This window comes from Luteolibacter rhizosphaerae (genome assembly GCF_025950095.1).
In the GTDB taxonomy this organism is placed as follows: Bacteria; Verrucomicrobiota; Verrucomicrobiia; order Verrucomicrobiales; family Akkermansiaceae; genus Haloferula; species Haloferula rhizosphaerae.
This window is the reverse complement of the sequence record NZ_JAPDDR010000005.1, coordinates 399,494-418,334: the sequence shown is the minus strand read 5'-3', so window position 1 is coordinate 418,334 and position 18,841 is coordinate 399,494. Positions and strand designations below refer to the sequence as shown.

Genomic DNA, 18,841 nt, shown 5'->3' with positions numbered 1-18,841 from the left:
GCTTCCTGAAGCATTCCCCATGGCCGAATACACCGAAGCTGACATCAAGTCCCTCGATTGGCGCGAACACATCCGGCTCCGGCCTGGGATGTATATCGGCAAGCTCGGTGACGGTTCCTCTCCGGACGACGGCATCTACATCCTCCTCAAGGAGGTCATGGATAACTCCATCGACGAGCACATCATGGGGCACGGCAAGGAGATCCGCGTCGAGATCGACGAGGAAGGCCGCGTCGAGGTACGCGACTTCGGCCGCGGCATCCCCCTCGGCAAGCTCTACGACTGCGCCGCCCAGATCAACACCGGTGCCAAGTACGACAGCGAGGCCTTCAAGAAGTCCGTCGGCCTGAACGGCGTCGGCATCAAGGCCGTCAACGCGCTCTCCGGCTTCTTCGAGATCCAGGCATGGCGCGATGGCCAGACCAAGGCCATCGAGTTCTCGAAAGGTATCGTCACCGAGAACATGGAGGCCTCCCGCAAGGAAGAGGCCCCCTCCGGCACCCGCCTCGCTTTCGATGTCGACCGCACCATCTTCCCGGCCAAGACCAAGTTCAAGGAGGCGGTGGTCGAGAAGATGTGCCGCTACTACAGCTACCTGAATCCGGGCCTCACCATCGTCTTCAACGGCAAGAAGTTCAAATCGAAGGACGGCCTGCTCGACCTGCTCCGCGAGGAGATGGAGAGCGAAGCCCTCTACGATCCCATCCACCTCACGGGTAAGGACATCGAGGTCGCCTTCACCCACACCGCGGAAAGCGGGGAGGAGTACTACACCTTCGTCAACGGCCAGAACACCACCCAGGGCGGCACTCACCTCCAAGCCTTCCGCGAGGGCCTCGTGAATGCCATCCGCGGCTTCTACAAGAAGCAGTACGATCCCGCCGATATCCGCGCCGGCATCGAGGCCGCCATCGTCGTCCGCATCGAGGAGCCCGTCTTCGAATCCCAGACCAAGACCAAGCTCGGCTCCGCCACTATCTCTCCGAATGGCGAATCGATCCGCACCTTCGTCGGCAACTTCCTCAAGCAGCACCTCGACAACTATCTCCACAAGCACCCGAAGGTCGCGGAAGCCATCCAGAAGCGAATCCAGGCCGCCGAGCGCGAGCGCAAGGACCTGAAGGGCATCCAGAAGATCGCCCGCGAGCGCGCCCGCCAGGCGAAGGTGCACAACAAGAAGCTTCGCGACTGCCGCGCCCACCTCGATTCCAAGCACAAGCAGCGCCTCGATAGCACCCTCTTCATCACCGAGGGCGACTCCGCTTCCGGCTCCATCACCAAGAGCCGCGAGGTAGAAACCCAGGCCGTCTTCTCGCTCCGCGGCAAGCCGCTCAATACCTTCGGCCTCGCCAAGAAGATCGTCTACGAGAACGAGGAGTTTGCCCTGCTCCAAGCCGCACTCGGCATTGAGGACGGCATCGCCGAACTCCGCTACAACAAGGTCATCATCGCCACCGATGCCGATGTGGACGGCATGCACATCCGCCTGCTGCTCCTCACCTTCTTCCTCCAGTTTTTCCCGGAGATCATCCGCGAGGGCCACCTCTTCATCCTGCAGACCCCGCTGTTCCGCGTCCGCAACAAGAAGGAAACGATCTACTGCTACGACGAACAGGCGAAGGAGAAGGCCCTGACCAAGCTCGGCAAGACCTCCGAGATTACCCGCTTCAAGGGCCTCGGCGAAATCTCGCCCGACGAGTTCAAGTTCATGATCGGCCCCGACATGCGCCTCGATCCCGTCGAGTTCGAGGAAGGCAAGGGCGTCAAGGAGCTCCTCGCCTTCTACATGGGCAAGAACACCCCCGACCGCCAGGACTTCATCATCGGCAATCTCCGTGTCGACGTCGACCGTCAGGTCGCCTGATCCTATTCCTCCGCGAGGGTTCTTCAGCCCCGGCAGGGGCGAAAGATATTAGCCGGTGGCGTGAGTTACCGGAAACGTCGGGTGAATGTCCGAAGCCCCGGTAGGGGCGACACGGAGCCCTCACCCCGTCGCTCGACACCCGTGTCCCCACCAGCCTCAATGCCGGTGTGCTGATACGTGCCCGCATCTCCATCCTCGCTGCGCTCTCCCTCTGTCTTCCCGCCATCGCGGAGACACCCGCGGACATCCGCTTCACCCGTCAGGCCAGCAGGCGCATGGTCTTCGATCGCGATCAGGCGATCCCTCTCGCCACGCTCGATCCCTCCTCGATCGTCGACCTTGAGCTGATGCACCCGCTCAAGCGCCACTCCGGCAGTGCCGAGATCAAGCTCGTCTCCGGGAAGCTCGTCGTCACCGCCGGTGCCGCCTCCGAAACCTCCGTCTGGTTCTCCGGCTTCAATCCCTTCGCCACCTACGAGCTCGAACTCACCTCCGCCGATAACGGCGACGTGGGCCTCGAATTCATCCACGGGGCAGGGGAGGCCATCCGCATCGATCTCCTCTGCGCGAACAAGAGTGTCCAAGGCATCCGCTGGTCCTTCACCAAAGGCGACCAAACCATCCTCAAGGAAGAAGCCCCCGATTTCCGCCCCCGTCCCTTCGAGCAGCCGATCTCCCTCATCGTCCAGATGAGCGCCGTCGGCTTCAATGTCTTCCTCCGCCACCACGACCAAGTCGAACTCATCGGCCGCACCGATGTCGTCCAGCACCTCGATCTCCGCCGCAAGGAGGTCCATCGCGCCATGTCTGCATGGGTCCGCACCTCCACCCGCAGCGGCTTCCACGCCAGCATCACCCGCGCCTCCGCCAGCATCACCCCCGGCATCGGCCAGGCCGACATCCGTGCCATCACCGATGAAGAAGGCACTCCTCTGTTAGAGAACGGCCGGCTCTGGTTCACCGCCACCACCCGCGGCGGAGGCCTCCCTCATCCCGCCCAAGGCGTCTTCAGCCTCGATCCCTCGATCTTCGATCTCCGCTTCGAAGGCCTCATTGCCTTCGACCGTGGCGATGGCCTCCTTCGCAACGAACTCGCCTCCCATCTCTTCCTTCATCGTCCCAGCGGCGAGTGGCGCGGTTGGACCACCGCCTTCTCCGCCTATGGCGACCCCGCCAAACAAGAGAAGAAAGAGATCCTCGCCGTCCGCTCCACGAAGGATCCCCGCTGCGGCTTCTCCATCATGAACTCCGCCCCCATGGGCCTCGTCGGCGATTACGAGGATCCCCACGGCATCTTCGACAAGGCCTCCGGCAAATGGCGCATGCTCCTCTGCCAGAATGTCGGCGGCTACAAGGCCGCCGTCTTCGAGTCCGCCACTTGGGATGCCGGCTTCTCCCGCATCGCCGGCCCCGTCGCATCGGATAGCACCGGCACCACCATTCAGAAGGTGGGGGGAGTGAACTACGCCCTCTTCGGCAACGCGGATCGCAGCTTCCACGTCTGCTCTTTCCCCGATCTCGAGCCTCTTGGAAAACTCTCCCTCGATCTCCCGCCATGGAGCGCGGAAGGCAATGGCCGCGTCTGGCCGAATCTCGTTCCGCTCCCCGCAGGCTATCCGGCACCCTACATCCTCCTCACCTTCGATCGTGCCAATTTCCCCGGCATGAAAGGCCCGAACTGGACTTACGGCGCCTTCCACCTCTACCACGGACATTCCTCCGTCGCCCGCTAAACCACCGGTGCCCGTCTTAGTTAGATTGAAATATCTGTATCATTGATTGATATTAGATAAATGAATTGATCTTCATGTTGGTGTTTCATTGACATGGCGGCGGTAATCTGTTCGAGATCCATCGTATCCTCCCATCCTCCCTGCGACTGGGCAAAGCGCAGGGTTCCATCCCTCCCCGGAATAGCCCGTTTGGATCTTAGCGGAACAAGGTCGTCCTCTCGGCTTTGAGCATCCGTCCTTGGTCGTGGCTTGCTCTCCCGGGGCCTCCCTCGTGTCGCCATGAAGACCAAAGCCATTTGCATTGGAGCCGGGCTCTTGCTCGCAACCTCGATCCGCGCTGCCGAGCTCCCGGGTGTAAAGATCGAGAAAATCGGAGACGATATCCGGCTCTCTTTTCTCTCGGATCCCGATAGTTACTACATCGCCGAATTCGGAGATTCCCTCGCCGCTTTCGATCGTCCCGTGGGACTCACCTTGGGCACCGGCCTTGAGGAACTCTTCGTCGATGCCGGAATTCTCCAGACAAAACCACAGCGCGGCTTCTACCGGCTCAAGCAGATTCCCCGCAATGCCCCCCTCGACCTCGACGGCGACGGTCTCAACGACGTCATCGAGCTCACCCAAGGCTTCCTCAGTCCTCTCAATCCCCACGACGCCGCTCAGGACCACGATCAGGACGGCTTCTCGAACAAGGATGAGATCCTCAAGTTCTCCACCAATCCCCAGTACCCGAACGAACCGACCCTCCCGCCCCGCATCCTCGGACTCAGCCTTCAAGCGGCCAAGGATAGCTTGGCGCTCGGTGGCTTCGGCATCGCCTCGGTGGAAGCCATCCGCCAGGTCCACAATCCCGCCAATGCGGTGCTCTCCCCCGACCTCTCCCCCCACGTCCCGATTCCATCGGGCGCCTCGATTCATGTGACGATCGCCCTCCCGCTCGATGCCAACCTCTTCATCGACCAGTCCAACCTCGTCGACTTCCAAGGCTCGGAGGCGAACTCACTTGCCTACTACGACGCCATCGATCCCTTCGCGCAGAAGACCACCTTGTCCGCTTGGATCACCGCCAATGGCTTCGGCCAATCCGGCGGCACCCAGGCCGCGGCCGCCTACTTCAACGAGGCAGACCTCGGCTTCGGCCGCCGCATGTTCATGCGCCACGATTCGAACCGCATCTCCTACTACGTGGTCAACTACACCACCGCGAACGAAGCGGCCCAAGGCGCCGGAACGGACATTGCCACCGTCGCCATGGAGTATTCCCCGCATCCCATTCAGGGCGGCAGGCCTTACATAAAATTCTTCACCTTCAACGGTCATCACCCCGATCCCTCGAAGCGCGCCGATCCCTCCGCCGGTCCCGGCGCCCGACTCACCAAGATCGACCTCGATGGCCGCGGCGCCAAGTTCCAGCCCGGCATGTGCATGACTTGTCACGGCGGCGATCCCCGCGAGCTCGTGAACAACACCTACCCGGACCTCGGCAGGACCGGCGCGCGCTTCATCCCCTTCGATGTCGACTCCTTCACCTACCCCTCACTCCCCGGCTTCGGCCGCTTCGACCAAACCGAAGCCTTCCGCCACCTCAACTTCGGCGTCCTCGCCTCCATTCCCGCCGAGGTCCGCACCCGCTACACCGGCCCGAGCATCGCCATCCCCGATAACAGCTCCGCCGGTGTGAGTATCCCCATCGTCGTCTCAGGCCATTCAGGCCCCATAGCCGATCTCGACTTCTCCTTCGATGGTGCAGGCCCGGGTTCACTCGATCCGGATGACTCTAGCAACGGCTTGAATCACTCCTACGTGGGCGATCTTACCTTCCGGCTCACTTCCCCGCAGGGAACGACCGTCATCTTGGCGAGCACGGTGGGCGGACCCGCCGAGGGTGGCCTCGGCATCAGTGCCCAGAACTTCTTCAATACCCGCTTCGACGATGACGCACCAACCCCGATTGCAACCGTAGTCCCAGCTCAAGCACCTTTCTCGGCAAGCTGGAGGCCGGACCAGCCGCTCGCCGCATTCAACGGGCAGGATCCCAACGGCACTTGGATCCTACATGTCAGCGATGACTTCGAATTGGACTCCGGCAGTGTCAACCAGTTCTCCCTCCACATCACCCCTCTCCCGCAGAACGATACCACCCTGTCCTCCATCGCTTACACTGGCCCCCCGGTCCCGATCCCGGACTTCAGCGGAAACGCCCCCGGTGTCGCCCAGGTAACCATCCCCGTCGGCAATCTCTCCGGCACCATCGCCGATCTCGATTTCTCCTTCGACTCCAACGGCCCGCCTACCTCCATCCTCAACGACCCGAACGCAGGCTTGACCCACAGCTTCATCGGGGACCTGGAGATCATCCTCACCGCTCCTTCGGGAGAGCAGGTCACGCTCATGCGCCGGACAGGAAGCAGCGGTAACAACCTCTGCAACACCCGTCTCGACGACGAATCCCCGTCGGGCAACGCCATCCAGGTCGCGGGTTCTTCTCAAGCTCCCTTCGTCGGATCATGGTTTCCTCACTCCAGCCTGGATGCATTCGAAGGGCTCGCCCCCAATGGCAACTGGACCCTCACGGTCCTCGATCATGCGGGCGCCGATACCGGCACCATCAACCGCTTCTCCCTCCACATCACCACCCGCACCAGCCCGCCCGCACCTCCTGGCAGCGATGCCGTCGTCGATCTCATCCACGGCTGGTACCAAACCCCCAATCTCGCCAAACCCTTCAACGAAGCCTTTACACCGGAGGGCTGGGCTCCTCCCTACGCTCCCGCGGAGGCCGTTCAACTTTACCATGGTGTCGTCGCGAAGTCCTGTCGCGCCTGCCACGTCATGCAGACCGATCGCGCCCCTCACCTCGACTTCTCCACCTATCAGAAGTTCGATGTCCTCCGCGCCCTTGTGAAGTCCGAGGTCTATGAACGCGGCAGGATGCCGATGGCCAAGCGCACCGCCGAGAAGTTTTGGAAAAGCTTCGATCCCTCCCAGAGCGAAATGCTCGCCGATTGGATCGCCGCGCCCAACCGTTTCCGCTACTCCGGGCCGGTCTCCGAGATCCCCGATGCTGGTCAGGGCGGCCCCGTCACCACCACCATTGATGTCACCGGACTCACCGGTTTCATCACCGATCTCGATATCTCCTTCGATGGCCCCGGCCCGGCCTCTCGGGATACACCGGGCGAGACCAACGGACTCAGCCATCCCTACGTCGGCGATCTCGTCGCTACTCTCACCTCACCGCAGGGCACCGTCGTGCGTTTCCTCAATCGCGAGGGCGGCGATGGCAACAACTTCGGTCGCACCCGCTTCGATGACGAGGTCGGCATCTCCCTTTCCTCCGTCACCGGCAGCCAAGCTCCCTACATCGGCTCGTGGAAGCCGAGCGGCGCCCTCAGCGCCTTCGATAACGAGCTCCCCAATGGCACTTGGATCCTCACACTCCAGGACATGGGCGGCGATGACGAAGGCGACCTCGTCGACTGGTCCTTGCATTTCAATACCACCGGTCATTCCGGTCCCGGCACACCGGTCGCCCGCATGCTCGCACCGCAGACCGGCACCATCGGCGCTCCCGTCTTCCTCGATGCACGCGAGAGTTCCTTCGCCACCGACTTCACTTGGCGCATCATCTCAGCGCCTCCCGGCAGCTCCCTGTTCTTTTACTGGGTCAGGACAGATCCCCAGACCTTCTTCGTTCCCGACCTCAATGGTGAGTATGTCGTCCAGCTCACCGCCAGGAATGGATCGCTCAAGCACAGCACCACCAAGAGCGTCCTCGTAAGCCAGAATCAGCCACCGCTTGTCCTCGCCGGTCCCGACCTCGCCGTCACCCTTCCCGCATTCGCCAATCTCGATGCCTCCGCCTCCGACGATGGGTTGCCGAATCCTCCCGCATCCCTTTCCACCCTTTGGACCCGTGTCAGCGGTCCGGGCCAAGTCACCTTCGGCGCTGCTGCCTCCATCGACACCACCGCTACCTTCTCCGTCGCCGGCACCTACGTCCTCCGCTTGGAAGCATCGGATGGCGCTTTCACTTCCTCGGACGAACTCACCGTCGTGGTCAACTCCCAGCCTACGGGCAACCAGGCCCCTTCCGTAAGCGCTGGTAGTGATGCCGAGATCACACCCACATCCTTGCCCGGCTCCCTCACACTCACGGGCACCGTCACCGATGACAATCTTCCCGCTCCGCCTGCACTCACCCGCACATGGAGCAAGATCAGCGGGCCCGGCACCGTCAACTTCACCACGCCCGGTTCTAACAGCACATCCGCCTCCTTCTCCCTTCACGGCACCTATGTTCTGCGCCTCACGGCTTCAGACGGAACCCTTCAGGCATTCGACGAGGTTACGGTGAAGGTCTTCGTCAGCTTCCCGACTTTCATCGCGCCCATCTTCTCCGCCGGCACTTGCACCAGCTGTCATGGATCGGCAAACTTCGGACAGATGAACTTGGGCGGCAGCGCGGCATCCATCTTCAATGAGCTCACTGTCGAAACTCCAGACGCTGAACCGGGATTCGCCACACGGGCCATTGCGGGCAACCCCGGCTCCTCCTTGATCCTCCTGAAACCTCAGGGAGGCAACTCCCACGGCGGGGGGAATCTTGGCCCCGGTGGATCGAACCAGTTTACCGCCGCCCACATCGCCCTCATCACCGAGTGGATCAATCAAGGCACCCGGTCAAACTGAACTGCCGACGCCCCGGGGCAATCGCATCTGGAAATTTGGACCACGAATTGACGCGAAAAGTCCCCAATTCCCGACGGGATCAGGCAAGCTGCCGACCATGCTGACCGGACCAAAGATCGGACGCCAGGAGGATTGGATCCCATTCGCGTCAATTGTCGTCCATTCGCGGTGATCAGAATCTAAGTGCGATTGCCCTGTCCGGCACCATCCTCATCCTCCCACATCTTCTTCAGCACGATCTTGATCTCGCTCTGGCTGCTGGAGTGATCCGGCTTCATCCAGCCCAGCAGGCAGGATAGCAGCTTCGCGGCTCCCAGCTTGTTGATCCCCTTCAGCGTTCTCCGCTTGCTGCCCTTCGTCTCCACCTCCGTCCACTCCTGCACCAGCAGATCGTCCGGTCCCAGATGCCCCACCGGCGTCATGATCACGGATACCAGGAAGCCCACCAGCTCTTGGTGCTTCAGCGAGCACGCCGCTGCCGCCTCCGCCTGCAGTCTTGCGATCTCCGCCGCCACCGCCGGCTTCCGTGTCAGCGCGGAGGCATAGGTCGCCTCCTTCCGGCCGTATACTTTTTCAAAGGCCGCATACTGCGACATCCCCTCGGCCACCAGCAGCGCGAATTTCCTCTGCCGCGCATTCAGTCTCGTCTCGATCATCTCTGCCATCCCCGCATCATACCGGCGGCGGGGCAGGGGACCTAGCGGACTCTTCCTTGCCGGCCTCAAATCGGAAATTTCTCCTTCCGCTTCGGAAACCTCGAGGCTGGTTCCGACCCGACCGCCGTCACTACGGCCACATCCACCTATCTCTATGACATGGGTGCATGGACCTTCACGACCGCCTCCGCATTGGCAACGACTTTTCGAGCGTCATCCATATCGACAATCTCAGTGTGGACATCAGCGCGATTTCCGAACCCTCGTCCGCCGTGCTTGCCTGCCTCTTCCTCGCCGCTATTGGCACCTCTCGCCGTAGGAAATAAGCTTGTCACCTTGGCCAAATTCGGTCTGGACATGATCTCGGCCCGCCGTTCCACCGGGAAGCCGCAAGCTCCGCCACTACAAACGGCGCTGAACCGTGGAGCGGACCAGCGGCTGGCTCCAGACTTTGCATCAGCTGGGATAATTCGACCGCGATGCTCCAAGTGGCGTGCCCCTACGGGCGATTAGATCCTGATGCGCCGGCGCATTGATCAGCGTTAGAGTCGCGGTCGTCGATTCGCCGCGGTGAATGTAATCCACCTCCACCGCGTGACTCGGCTTGCTGCCGGAGATCGCTTCGCGCAGCCCGTCGTGGGAACCCACCGCCTTGCCCGCAATCCTCGTCACGATGTGCTTCTGGCCAAGTCCCGCCGCCACCACCGGACCGCCTAGATCAAGCGTGCGGATCACTACACCCTCGCCCTCGGCGAGATTGAAATGCTCGGAAATAAGGTCGGGCACGGCGGCACCGCCGACATCGAGATAGGGCAGCACCAGTTCGGCGGTGGGGCCACTTCATTCTCGCGCGGCATCTCTACCGGCAGCGCGTCGGCGGTGCTGCACATCTCGGCATGATCTTCCACTACCACACGCGGCAGCGCAGGAGCGATCTCTACTTGGCTTCTTCGAACTCGCCTGCATGATGATCCTTGCCGGATACTTTTGAAACCACTTCTAGTGTAAAGTGCGCTCCAAACCTCATTGCCGATGAAGACGGAAGTTAGACATGTCGGCACCCCGGGCAAACTTCCGCGCAAAAAAGCATCCAGACTCCCACATATTCTCAATAATTCCCGCATCTAAATCTTTGAATATCTTAGGACTTCCGTGTCCTTTCTCCCAGAAGGTCCACGTCACAGGTCTGCAATGCACCCGATCCTCGAGCGGATATCCTTGAAGCATCAGAACTGTCGAGAAATACATCTCATCAGGTATCTCCACCAGTTCAAGATCCTTCGTGTAATCATTTGCATTAGCCCACAGTGCAGTCTCGCGACTCATCAACCACCATTGGGGTTGGAACCGCCAGCATGAATCAGGAACTGACGGGACGGCCTTTGCCCTAGCTCTCTGCATTAGACTGCAGTAATCCAATCCACTGAAATAGAAACGAGATTTAGGCGAGGCCTCCAGCGAAGCCAAAATATAAGAAAGAGATCTAATAGGCACGCAACTTTCTGAAAGCAAGGCAATGTGGGTTACCTCAGGATCGCAAAGCGCCGTGGACAAAAGAAGCCTAGTCGCCCTGACCAACTCATGTCCCCCCATTTCGTAAGAATGTTACTATCTACGATTGTTCCATGCAAGAACGCATCTACCCCCAAAGAGCGAACTTTTGAATGAGAATGAACTACCACCCGCTCAGGGCATTCATCCACAAAATCTCTCCATATAGACGGGTGATTTACATCGGCCCTAGTCAAAAAGATAAGAGCCAATTTTGATCGAATTCCCTTCACTCCGCCTCCATACATCTTGGTGAAAATATCTTCAGAGCCTTCTCCAACCTCTAACTGAATCCTCTTGCAACTTTGTGAAGACTGAGGGAAATCAGGTTCCCTTTTCCACACCAAAGCCGGAACACAAGTGAAGATAGGACGGGACGTCTGAAAAGCTCCAGAAAGAGCTTCGAGTCCATCAATACGAATCATCTTGCACAACCTCTTCAAGTCCGCCAAAACCACATTAAAATGCCGACGACTTACCATAAACGCAAGAGGCACCCCTTGAAGGGGGTCTTCTATCTTGGCTAAACCAAAACAAACCGGGAGTATGCACTTATTATGATTTCCATCGAGAAGCAGAACACCCCAGTCCTCGGGGAGGGCCAGTCTTGAGAGAAGTCTTTTGAAGTTAGCTCTCAATGTAACGTTGTCGCGAAAAATAGCCACAGCATTAAGCCGCTGTGACCTTGCGTTTCTAATAATAATAATCATCGCAATAAGGATAACGTAAGTATCCAGCGATGCCTTAGACATCGACCTTACACCTCCTCTCCTCACGCCAGAAAATGATCTCCATCTCCGATCTGGATCAACTCCGGCAAAGCGAATCACATCAAGATCGTTCTGCGCAAAATCCCACTCAATCAAACTTCGAAGATGCTGCGCCCTCGCGTTATTGATATAGTAACAAACCGGGAGCTCAGACCCATTCATGGCGATGTTACATTTCTAGCGAATCCCAGATTCCACCCCAACCTTCACCGAGAATGCTTGATAGAAAAAGACCAGAAGAAATGCGAGTTCTAAGATCTGAAGAAGAGGGATTTACATGGACAACCGCAGCATCAAAAGCATCAAACAGCAAAGCATCGCTAGAGGTGGTAGTTAAAACCTCTCCGGCCTCAAATCTGTCCATAGTCCACCCCCGTTTCGATACAATCTCACTTATGATTTCGGATCGCGATTTATCCCAATGCGACTCCACAGCAATCTTTAGTTCTGCCATCCAGATCAAAATAAAATCATGAAAAATTTCAGATCTGAGTGCGAGAAATCCTCCGTCAATTTTTTCGCACCCCTCCGCAATATAACGATGCAAAATCAGTTGACGAGAAGATTTCAGCAGGTGCCCGATATCCCGAAGAAATACAACATCTGCGTCAAATAATAGAATCCATTTATACCTATCGACAGGAATGGTCGATAAAAATTTCTTTAGCCATGTGAAGTACAGAAAAGAACAATGCAAATGCTCCTTCGCAGAAGTATCTCCCAAAGAGAAAGATTCAAGCTCTGCGCTGAAATCAAAATACTCCTCGCTTAAAAATTGGCGTCCGTGCGGAAATAGAGGTTTTTCCCATCCTCTCCAGATCTTGATCTCGCCTTGCCAAGTTGATCGGACCAAAGATGAGACCGCCCATTTGGCCTGCCTAGGCCAATAATGAGAAGTGCTGCCCGTAAAGGCGAACATTACTGCAAGATTCATCTTGCCTATTGGTATTACGCCCCGAGCGCTCCGAGATCTATCAATCCTCCAGCCGACGCGAAGTCAGATCCGATCTGATTTCCGGTAGAAGGATCAAATGCTCCGAATCGCAACTTAAACGTCACAGTATAGTATTGATCACTGGCCACTGCTGGATTACTAAACTTGCCGGCAGCTTGGTATTCCACCCAAACTCTATGGAAAACATAATCCTCCCACGGATCAATAGGAGTGGTCGAGCCGTTCTCATACCAATTCCAAAGCGCAATTTCCAACGAGTCGGAGGTGCTGGAAATATTACAATCGGCATCTCCACCTGAAAGATAACCTCTTACCCACTGCCAAGATCCAACGAAGGATGCTCCTACAGGGTTCTCGCCTGCCAAACGAAACGAAACTTCGCAATAGGAACCATAAGAGCCGCCCGATGGCCAAACTACAATATTCAGCCAACCCTTATAAGGATCAAGGGGAGAGGTGAACACTTGTGAGCACGCCTTCGCCACGTGAGAACTGGGCATGGGTATCACCGCTGAATATGGCCACGCCTCGGCCTTTCCAGTTAGACCATTCCAAATCGCCCAAGTCCCGAGAGATAAGCCGCTGGTTTTCTTTATAAACGCACGTCTATTCTGGAGAATGCTGTTTTGCTCACAGACATCCATGAGATCCACTTTAGGAGGGAGGAATTCTTCGGCTTTCATATATTTCATCAACTAGAAACAATCACTCTTGGTTCATTCTTGCTTTCGCTTCAAATATTTTATCTACCACCTTATGACCGAATCTACTTTGGAAGCTCTCGTGGGTTTCCCGTCCCTCCCTATATTTCTTTCCCGTTGAAGGATCGCTACACGAGTAGTCAACATAATAAACAGGCGTTCCACTGTGGGAAATCCCATCAGTCACCTGCAGTCTAACGTCTTGTTTGCCAAATGCTCCAAAAAATTGGGGGCAATGAAGTCCTCGCATTAGCGCATCCGCGATGGTGGGGCCAAAGCTTGTGGTCAGTTGTTGTCTGAACTCAAGAAGTGCGTTCGCCCCCCCTTGGGGATCAGCTGGGATATGATATACGACATTGCCCTTGGCTGCTTCCGCCTCGTCTTGAACTGCTTGATCAGATATCAAACTACCCATTGTGTCTGTGAGGCGGTCTACGATCGCTTCTAGCTCAGGACGGTTATCTTCGGTTAGGCCTACTTCCCTGAGAGCGTCACTGGGAATTTTATCTCCGACCCCTATAAGAAAGAATGATGCTGCATTCTCATCAGAGAAAACGCCCATGCTTATAAGTTTTTGTTGTTCGGGACTTAATTTCAACTGCGCGGCCCGATTGACACGATTGGATTTTCTTGCCTCCTCCGATTGTTTTAATTGAGATTCGGCTACCCCTGTTGGTTGGTTCCCATACGCTGAACGCTTTGCATAGGCAGCATTTTTCCGATCTGCGAGAATCAGCAAGAGGCAAATGAGCGCTGCTAGGACTATCACCCATCTTGATCGCCAGATTTTCATTTGGGGAAGAGAGTCAGAGTTTCTTGGAGCAAAAGATCTACTTTTCCGATGTCTAGGTTGTGACTTTCCATGATAGGTTTTGCTTTTTCAAGCAGATTCTACTTTTCGGAGAGCCTATCAAGCTCACGACCAGATTTCCGAGGTGAAATGACCATCCCATTTAACTGTAGATCAATAAGCCATGCCGACCTACCGTCGCCTGGGCAACTTTTAGATCTTGGGTCGGATTCCCTCAAAGAGAAGGGGGACAGACAATCCTCCGCTGCTGATAGCTCAACTCGGCGAACATCGGCACGGCGATTGTCCGGTTAGGCGGGAAAGGGGGGAGGGCGGGATCTGAAGCGGGTCTTGAGATCGTTCAGCCAGATCAAGTCGCGTAGATAGGGGTAACGAATTCAGGGCAGGTATCAACTCGGCGCCCCACGCTCATGCACCAACCTCGTTAGGTGGCACGCGACGGCCTTTGAGACGATGGGCCGCGCCACGATGCAGCGCTTAAAGCTCCGGCTTGGCGAAGCCTGCATAGCCGCGATCAGATCCGAGATCCCGACGACATTTCGTCAGAGAATCCCGATTCGATGGTCTGTCCTATTGGAGCATCTCGGTTTCTCACTGAGGAATGCCTGCTGGGATGAGCTGGCTAGGGGAAGGTTCACATAATTCTCTGGCAGAGTTTCTCCCTCCGATCTCTCACCAGCCTCACCACCAGCGAAGTCCAACCTGTCTGGTGCGAAGCCCCGAGTCCTTCCCCTGTCTCCGAGTGGAAGTATTCATGGAACAGCAGCAGGTTCTGCCAATGCTCCACGTCGCTGTAGCGCTTCGCCGTCTCCGCATTGCCGAAGCAAGGCCGGTATCCCGTTTCACACGGACAGAACAAGGAAATCAGCCGGTCGCAGATATCGATCGCCACTTCCTTGAGGGTCTTCTCGACGCCTGAACCGGTCGGATACTCGATCTTGAAGCTGTCGCCGTAGAAGTGGTGGTAACGCTCGAGCGCCTCCACGATCAGGAAGTTCGTCGGAAACCAGATCGGCCCGCGCCAGTTCGAGTTGCCTCCGAACATATCCGTGTTCGACTCCCCGGGAGTATACTGAACTTCGTTCCGTACGCCGCCGTGCTCGAAAACGAAGGGCTCTTTGTCGTGCGCCTTGCTCAGCGAGCGGATCCCGTAGTCCGACAGGAACTCGTTCGGATCCAGCATGCGGTGAAGCGTCTTGCGCAACTGCGCCTCGGAAGGAATCGCCAACAAGCATAGCGCCGACTTCTTGTCCCCGGTATTACGCCGCACGTTGATGTACTTCAACAGGTCCGGACGGCTGCTCAGGAACCAATCCATCCGCTTCCGGAACCCGGAGAGCGATTCGATCGTGGTTTGCTTCAGCACCGTCACCGCGCACATCGGCAGAAGTCCCACCAGCGAGCGAATCCGCAGTGGCACCGGCTCGTCATGGTTCACGATCAGCTGGTCATAGTAGAACCCGTCCTGGCTGTCCCATAGACCCGTCCCGCCCAGCGAGTTGATCGCATCCGTGATGCTGACGAAGTGCTCGAAGAACTTCGAGGCAATGTCCTCGTAAGCGGGCTTCTCGCTGGCCAGTTCCAGCGCCATCGCCAGCATCAGCAGGCAGTAGGACGCCATCCACGCCGTGCCGTCCGCCTGATGCAGCTTGCCACCATCCGGCAACGCATGCGAGCGGTCGAAGACCCCGATGTTGTCCAGTCCGAGGAATCCGCCGCCGAACACGTGACGCCCCTCGACGTCCTTGCGATTGACCCACCAGGTGAAGTTCAGCAACAGCTTCTGGAAGGCCCGCTCCAGGAACAGCAGGTCCCGCTGTCCCTTCGGGTCGGCGATCTTGTAAACCCGCCACACCGCCCAAGCATGCACCGGCGGGTTCACATCGGAGAAATTCCACTCATAAGCCGGCAACTGCCCGTTCGGGTGCATGTACCACTCACGTAGTAGCAAAAGCAGTTGATCCTTCGCGAAGTCCGGATCCACCGCGGCAAAGGGGATCATGTGGAAGGCCGAGTCCCACGCCGCGAACCACGGATACTCCCACTTGTCCGGCATCGAGAGCACGTCTCTGGCGAAAAAGTGTCCCCAATCGGAATTCCGCCCGTTCAACCGCGCTTCCGGCGGAGCCGGGCCGTCGCTGTCACCCTTCAGCCAGTCATCGATCACGTAGTGGTAAAACTGCTTCGACCACAGCAACCCGGCGTAGCCCTGACGGCAGATCAGATTCTCCTCCGGAGAGAGCCCGGAAGTAATCACCTCGCCATAGAACTCGTCGCATTCCGCGATCCGCTCCTCGAACGTCTCCTCGAACCCTGCCAAGCCGGTCACCCCGTCGGCCGAGGTGGTTGCGTGTAAGCGGCATCGGATCGTCACGCTTCCCCCGGCCGGCACCATGAACTTCAGGTGCGGCGCCGCCTTCGTCCCCATCGGCAGCGGGGAAACCGCGTCTTTCTCCCCTTGGATCAGCAGCTTGTGGAAACCGTCCTTCACATACTCCGTCGGTCCGCCAATCCCGTAGATCGCCGGATAATCCGTCTCGTTCTCCGTGAACAGCCACTCCGGCTCCTCCTCCGCATCCGGAGAGTCCGCATAGAACAAAAAGTCCCCCAAGGTCTCATGCGACGCAAACAAGTGGTCACCATGCAATGCAATTGAAGGCTTGCGCAAAGGTGTCTCTCTCTCCGACCCCCACTTCCAAACATTCCGGAACCACAAAGTCGGCAGCACATGAATCTCCGCCGCCTCCGCCCCCCGATTCGTCACCGTGATCCGCCACAGCATGTCCTCCGGCGATCTCTTCGCCACTTCTTGCAGCACGTCAAAGTAACGCCCCCCGTCGAACATCCCCATGTCCGCGAGTTCCAACTCCGGACCCTCGCGGCCGAGTTCGGCATTCTTCTCCCGGATCTCGGTGTAGGGAAACCGGCCCTGTGGATACTTGTAAAGCGCCTTGGTGTAGGAATGGGTGGGGGTGGAATCGAGGTAGTAGTAGCACTCCTTCACATCCTCGCCGTGGTTGCCCTCGTTTCCTCCCAGCCCGAAGAGCCGCTCTTTCAGGATCGTGTCCTTTCCGTTCCAAAGAGCAGGAGCAAAGCAAAGGCGGCATTGGCGGTCGCACCAGCCTTGGAGACCGTCCTCGCCCCAGCGGTAGGCGCGGCGGCGGGCGTGATCGTGGGGGAACTCGCCCCAACTATTGCCGTGCTCTGAATAATCCTCCCGCACGGTGCCCCACTGGCGCTCGCTGAGGTAAGGGCCCCAGCGCTTCCAGTTCTTCCCCCGGGTCAGATCTTCGTCTAGCCGCTCGTGTTCCCTCGTCATCCGAGCCCGTTAGAGCAGAAAGCGTGCAGGAATGCCAAGCCGGGGCAAGTGACGAGGGCACAAAAGATTGAAAATCAGCATCCCATCCAACAACGAAAAAGCCGGACCCCGTGAGGAGCCCGGCTTTTCAGAGAGGATTCAACTAAGCGCGGCTGATGTAGGACGCATCTTCCGTTTTGATGATCAGCTTTTCGCCCGGGTTGATGAAGAGCGGGACTTGCACCACAAGGCCGGTTTCCATAGTGGCGGACTTGTAAGCGTTGTTCGCAGAGTCACCCTTAACACCTTCCGGTGATTCGGCCACGATCATCTCCATCGAAGGCGGCAACTCGATGTCGGCCACCAGACCGTCAGCGAAGAGAAGGGTGTAGGTATTGCCCTCGATCAGATAGTTTCGAACGGTGTCGATGATGTCGTCGTGGACGGCCACATCGTCGTAGGTCTCGTTGTGCAGGAAATGGTAACCGCTGGAGTCCTTATAGGAATACTCGTGCGGGATGCGCTCCAGAAGAACGGACTCCATCGAGTCGTTCGAGGTGAGGCGAAGGTTCGCGACCTTCTTGGTCGCGACGCTGCGGATCGACATCACCACGTAGGACGCCATGCGTGGGGGCGTCTTGAGTTCGTGGGAGATCACGACGCAAACGTCGTTGTTGTGACGGACGGCGTGTCCCTTGCGGAGGTTGATGACGGGCGTGCTGGCCATGGTTGCGGACCGGCGAAATAGGGGTTGCGGAGGCCCGGTGCAAGCCCTGAGTGTACAGGCCCAGTCCTGGTATCCCCGAAACTGCGGATTTGCGCTGAACGGATTCGAATCGCTCAGGATCAAGTCGTTTTGCTTGCCGGAACGCTGCGAATGAAGATCCGAATGATTTATCGGTTTGCCCGGTGAATAGAATGGGGGATTTCTACGTCGATTTATTCGATCATGAAGCTTCTCCGAATTCCATACTGCGCGATCTCCTCGGTCGCACTTCTCGCTGGCAATGCTTACGCTTCTCCTGGCACCGAGTCGCTGGTCACCGTGAGGTTGACGGAGCAATTCTCGGTGGCGGGCACCGTGGTGAGGGATGAGTTCGGGCGGCCCGTATTTCCGACGACGCCGGCGTTCGAGAATGAGTGGACGCGGTATGATTTTCAGGGAAATCCCATCCAAACGAACTATGAGTATCAGTCGCGGATTACGACTTATCGCATGTCGAATCGAGAGTTTATGGGATTTTTAGTGAGTTCAGGTGTCATTCCAAGTATTGCGGGGTGGTCACTGAAGGCGATCTACAACGAGGAGTCGGCGGAGCCGACTTACTATGTTACGAAGCCGGGGAGTGCGCCGATTTATGTGGGCGATTACTTCGCCATGGATACCTACGGCTCGGCCGAGGGAGTGAATGCGACGAGCACGACGCGCTACAATTCCTCCGGCCAAGTGATCTCGTATGTCGCCCGGGACGTGTCGACGACAAAGACGGATGCCTTGCTTACCTTCTCGACCCAATCGGGCGAGGGGACCGAAGGATCGACGATGAACCTGGCGGGGATGTGGCAAAGCAGCCTTTCCCTGCGCCCGGTGCGGGTGGGACCATCCTTGGAATATCGCTATCTCAACGGGGCGGGTTCGATCTACTCCATCTCCGGGACGATTGATGATGCCATCGATGACGGTTCGGGAGGTTTGGATCTGTATCAGTCCATCGTGGAAGGATCCTGGCTCTTCTCTTCGGGTTTTCCGATCAACGATTTGTCGGTGAACTTCCCGGAAGCGGAGCCGATCAACCCTTGATCGCCGGGC

14 protein-coding genes are annotated in these 18,841 nt (G+C 57.8%); 5 read left to right on the top strand and 9 right to left on the bottom strand.

The genetic code is table 11. The features are described 5' to 3' along the window. The first annotated feature begins 19 nt into the window (after positions 1-19). The 3 genes from OJ996_RS11965 (at position 20) to OJ996_RS11955 (ending at position 8,289) form a co-directional block, all read left to right on the top strand. Positions 20-1,864: a DNA topoisomerase IV subunit B gene (locus tag OJ996_RS11965; RefSeq protein ID WP_264513821.1), complete on the top strand. Its 1,845-nt coding sequence runs from the start codon at positions 20-22 to the stop codon at positions 1,862-1,864. A 167-nt stretch (positions 1,865-2,031) separates the two neighbouring features. Further along, positions 2,032-3,597, top strand: coding sequence for a hypothetical protein (locus OJ996_RS11960; RefSeq protein WP_264513820.1), 1,566 nt, complete (start codon positions 2,032-2,034; stop codon positions 3,595-3,597). 279 nt (positions 3,598-3,876) lie between these two features. Next, a complete protein-coding gene (locus tag OJ996_RS11955) occupies positions 3,877-8,289 on the top strand; it encodes a proprotein convertase P-domain-containing protein (protein ID WP_264513819.1) in 4,413 nt (1,470 codons plus the stop codon). A gap of 179 nt (positions 8,290-8,468) precedes the next feature. Here OJ996_RS11955 and OJ996_RS11950 read toward each other — a convergent pair whose 3' ends face one another. Next, positions 8,469-8,954, bottom strand: coding sequence for a hypothetical protein (locus tag OJ996_RS11950; protein WP_264513818.1), 486 nt, complete (start codon positions 8,952-8,954; stop codon positions 8,469-8,471). A 158-nt stretch (positions 8,955-9,112) separates the two neighbouring features. Here OJ996_RS11950 and OJ996_RS11945 point away from each other — a divergent pair, with 158 nt between their 5' ends. Next, positions 9,113-9,271: a hypothetical protein gene (locus OJ996_RS11945; RefSeq protein ID WP_264513817.1), complete on the top strand. Its 159-nt coding sequence runs from the start codon at positions 9,113-9,115 to the stop codon at positions 9,269-9,271. A 130-nt stretch (positions 9,272-9,401) separates the two neighbouring features. Here OJ996_RS11945 and OJ996_RS11940 read toward each other — a convergent pair whose 3' ends face one another. The 8 genes from OJ996_RS11940 to OJ996_RS11905 all read right to left on the bottom strand — a co-directional run bounded on the left by OJ996_RS11940 (position 9,402) and on the right by OJ996_RS11905 (position 17,758). Further along, positions 9,402-9,764, bottom strand: coding sequence for a PDZ domain-containing protein (locus OJ996_RS11940; protein WP_264513816.1), 363 nt, complete (start codon positions 9,762-9,764; stop codon positions 9,402-9,404). A gap of 204 nt (positions 9,765-9,968) precedes the next feature. After that, positions 9,969-10,538 carry a beta-1,6-N-acetylglucosaminyltransferase gene (locus OJ996_RS11935; RefSeq protein WP_264513815.1) on the bottom strand — a complete coding sequence of 190 codons (570 nt, stop codon included), beginning with the start codon at positions 10,536-10,538 and terminating at the stop codon, positions 9,969-9,971. Next, positions 10,469-11,428: a hypothetical protein gene (locus OJ996_RS11930; RefSeq protein WP_264513867.1), complete on the bottom strand. Its 960-nt coding sequence runs from the start codon at positions 11,426-11,428 to the stop codon at positions 10,469-10,471. The genes OJ996_RS11935 and OJ996_RS11930 overlap by 70 nt, the downstream gene beginning before the upstream one ends. Positions 11,429-11,435: 7 nt before the next feature. Further along, the gene (locus OJ996_RS11925) at positions 11,436-12,200 is read right to left on the bottom strand and encodes a hypothetical protein (RefSeq protein ID WP_264513814.1); all 765 of its coding nucleotides are present in this window, start codon (positions 12,198-12,200) and stop codon (positions 11,436-11,438) included. Positions 12,201-12,214: 14 nt separating this feature from the next. Then, positions 12,215-12,904 carry a hypothetical protein gene (locus OJ996_RS11920; RefSeq protein WP_264513813.1) on the bottom strand — a complete coding sequence of 230 codons (690 nt, stop codon included), beginning with the start codon at positions 12,902-12,904 and terminating at the stop codon, positions 12,215-12,217. A gap of 22 nt (positions 12,905-12,926) precedes the next feature. Then, positions 12,927-13,715 (bottom strand): hypothetical protein, encoded by a 789-nt coding sequence (locus OJ996_RS11915; protein ID WP_264513812.1) that lies wholly within the window; start codon positions 13,713-13,715, stop codon positions 12,927-12,929. Between the two features lie 652 nt (positions 13,716-14,367). Continuing rightward, positions 14,368-17,052 (bottom strand): MGH1-like glycoside hydrolase domain-containing protein, encoded by a 2,685-nt coding sequence (locus OJ996_RS11910; RefSeq protein ID WP_264513811.1) that lies wholly within the window; start codon positions 17,050-17,052, stop codon positions 14,368-14,370. A gap of 142 nt (positions 17,053-17,194) precedes the next feature. Beyond that, positions 17,195-17,758, bottom strand: a complete 564-nt coding sequence (locus OJ996_RS11905; protein ID WP_264513810.1) for an elongation factor P — start codon at positions 17,756-17,758, stop codon at positions 17,195-17,197. Between the two features lie 222 nt (positions 17,759-17,980). Between OJ996_RS11905 and OJ996_RS11900 the strand changes: the two genes are divergently transcribed. After that, positions 17,981-18,832 (top strand): hypothetical protein, encoded by an 852-nt coding sequence (locus tag OJ996_RS11900; protein WP_264513809.1) that lies wholly within the window; start codon positions 17,981-17,983, stop codon positions 18,830-18,832. Positions 18,833-18,841 lie beyond the last annotated feature (9 nt).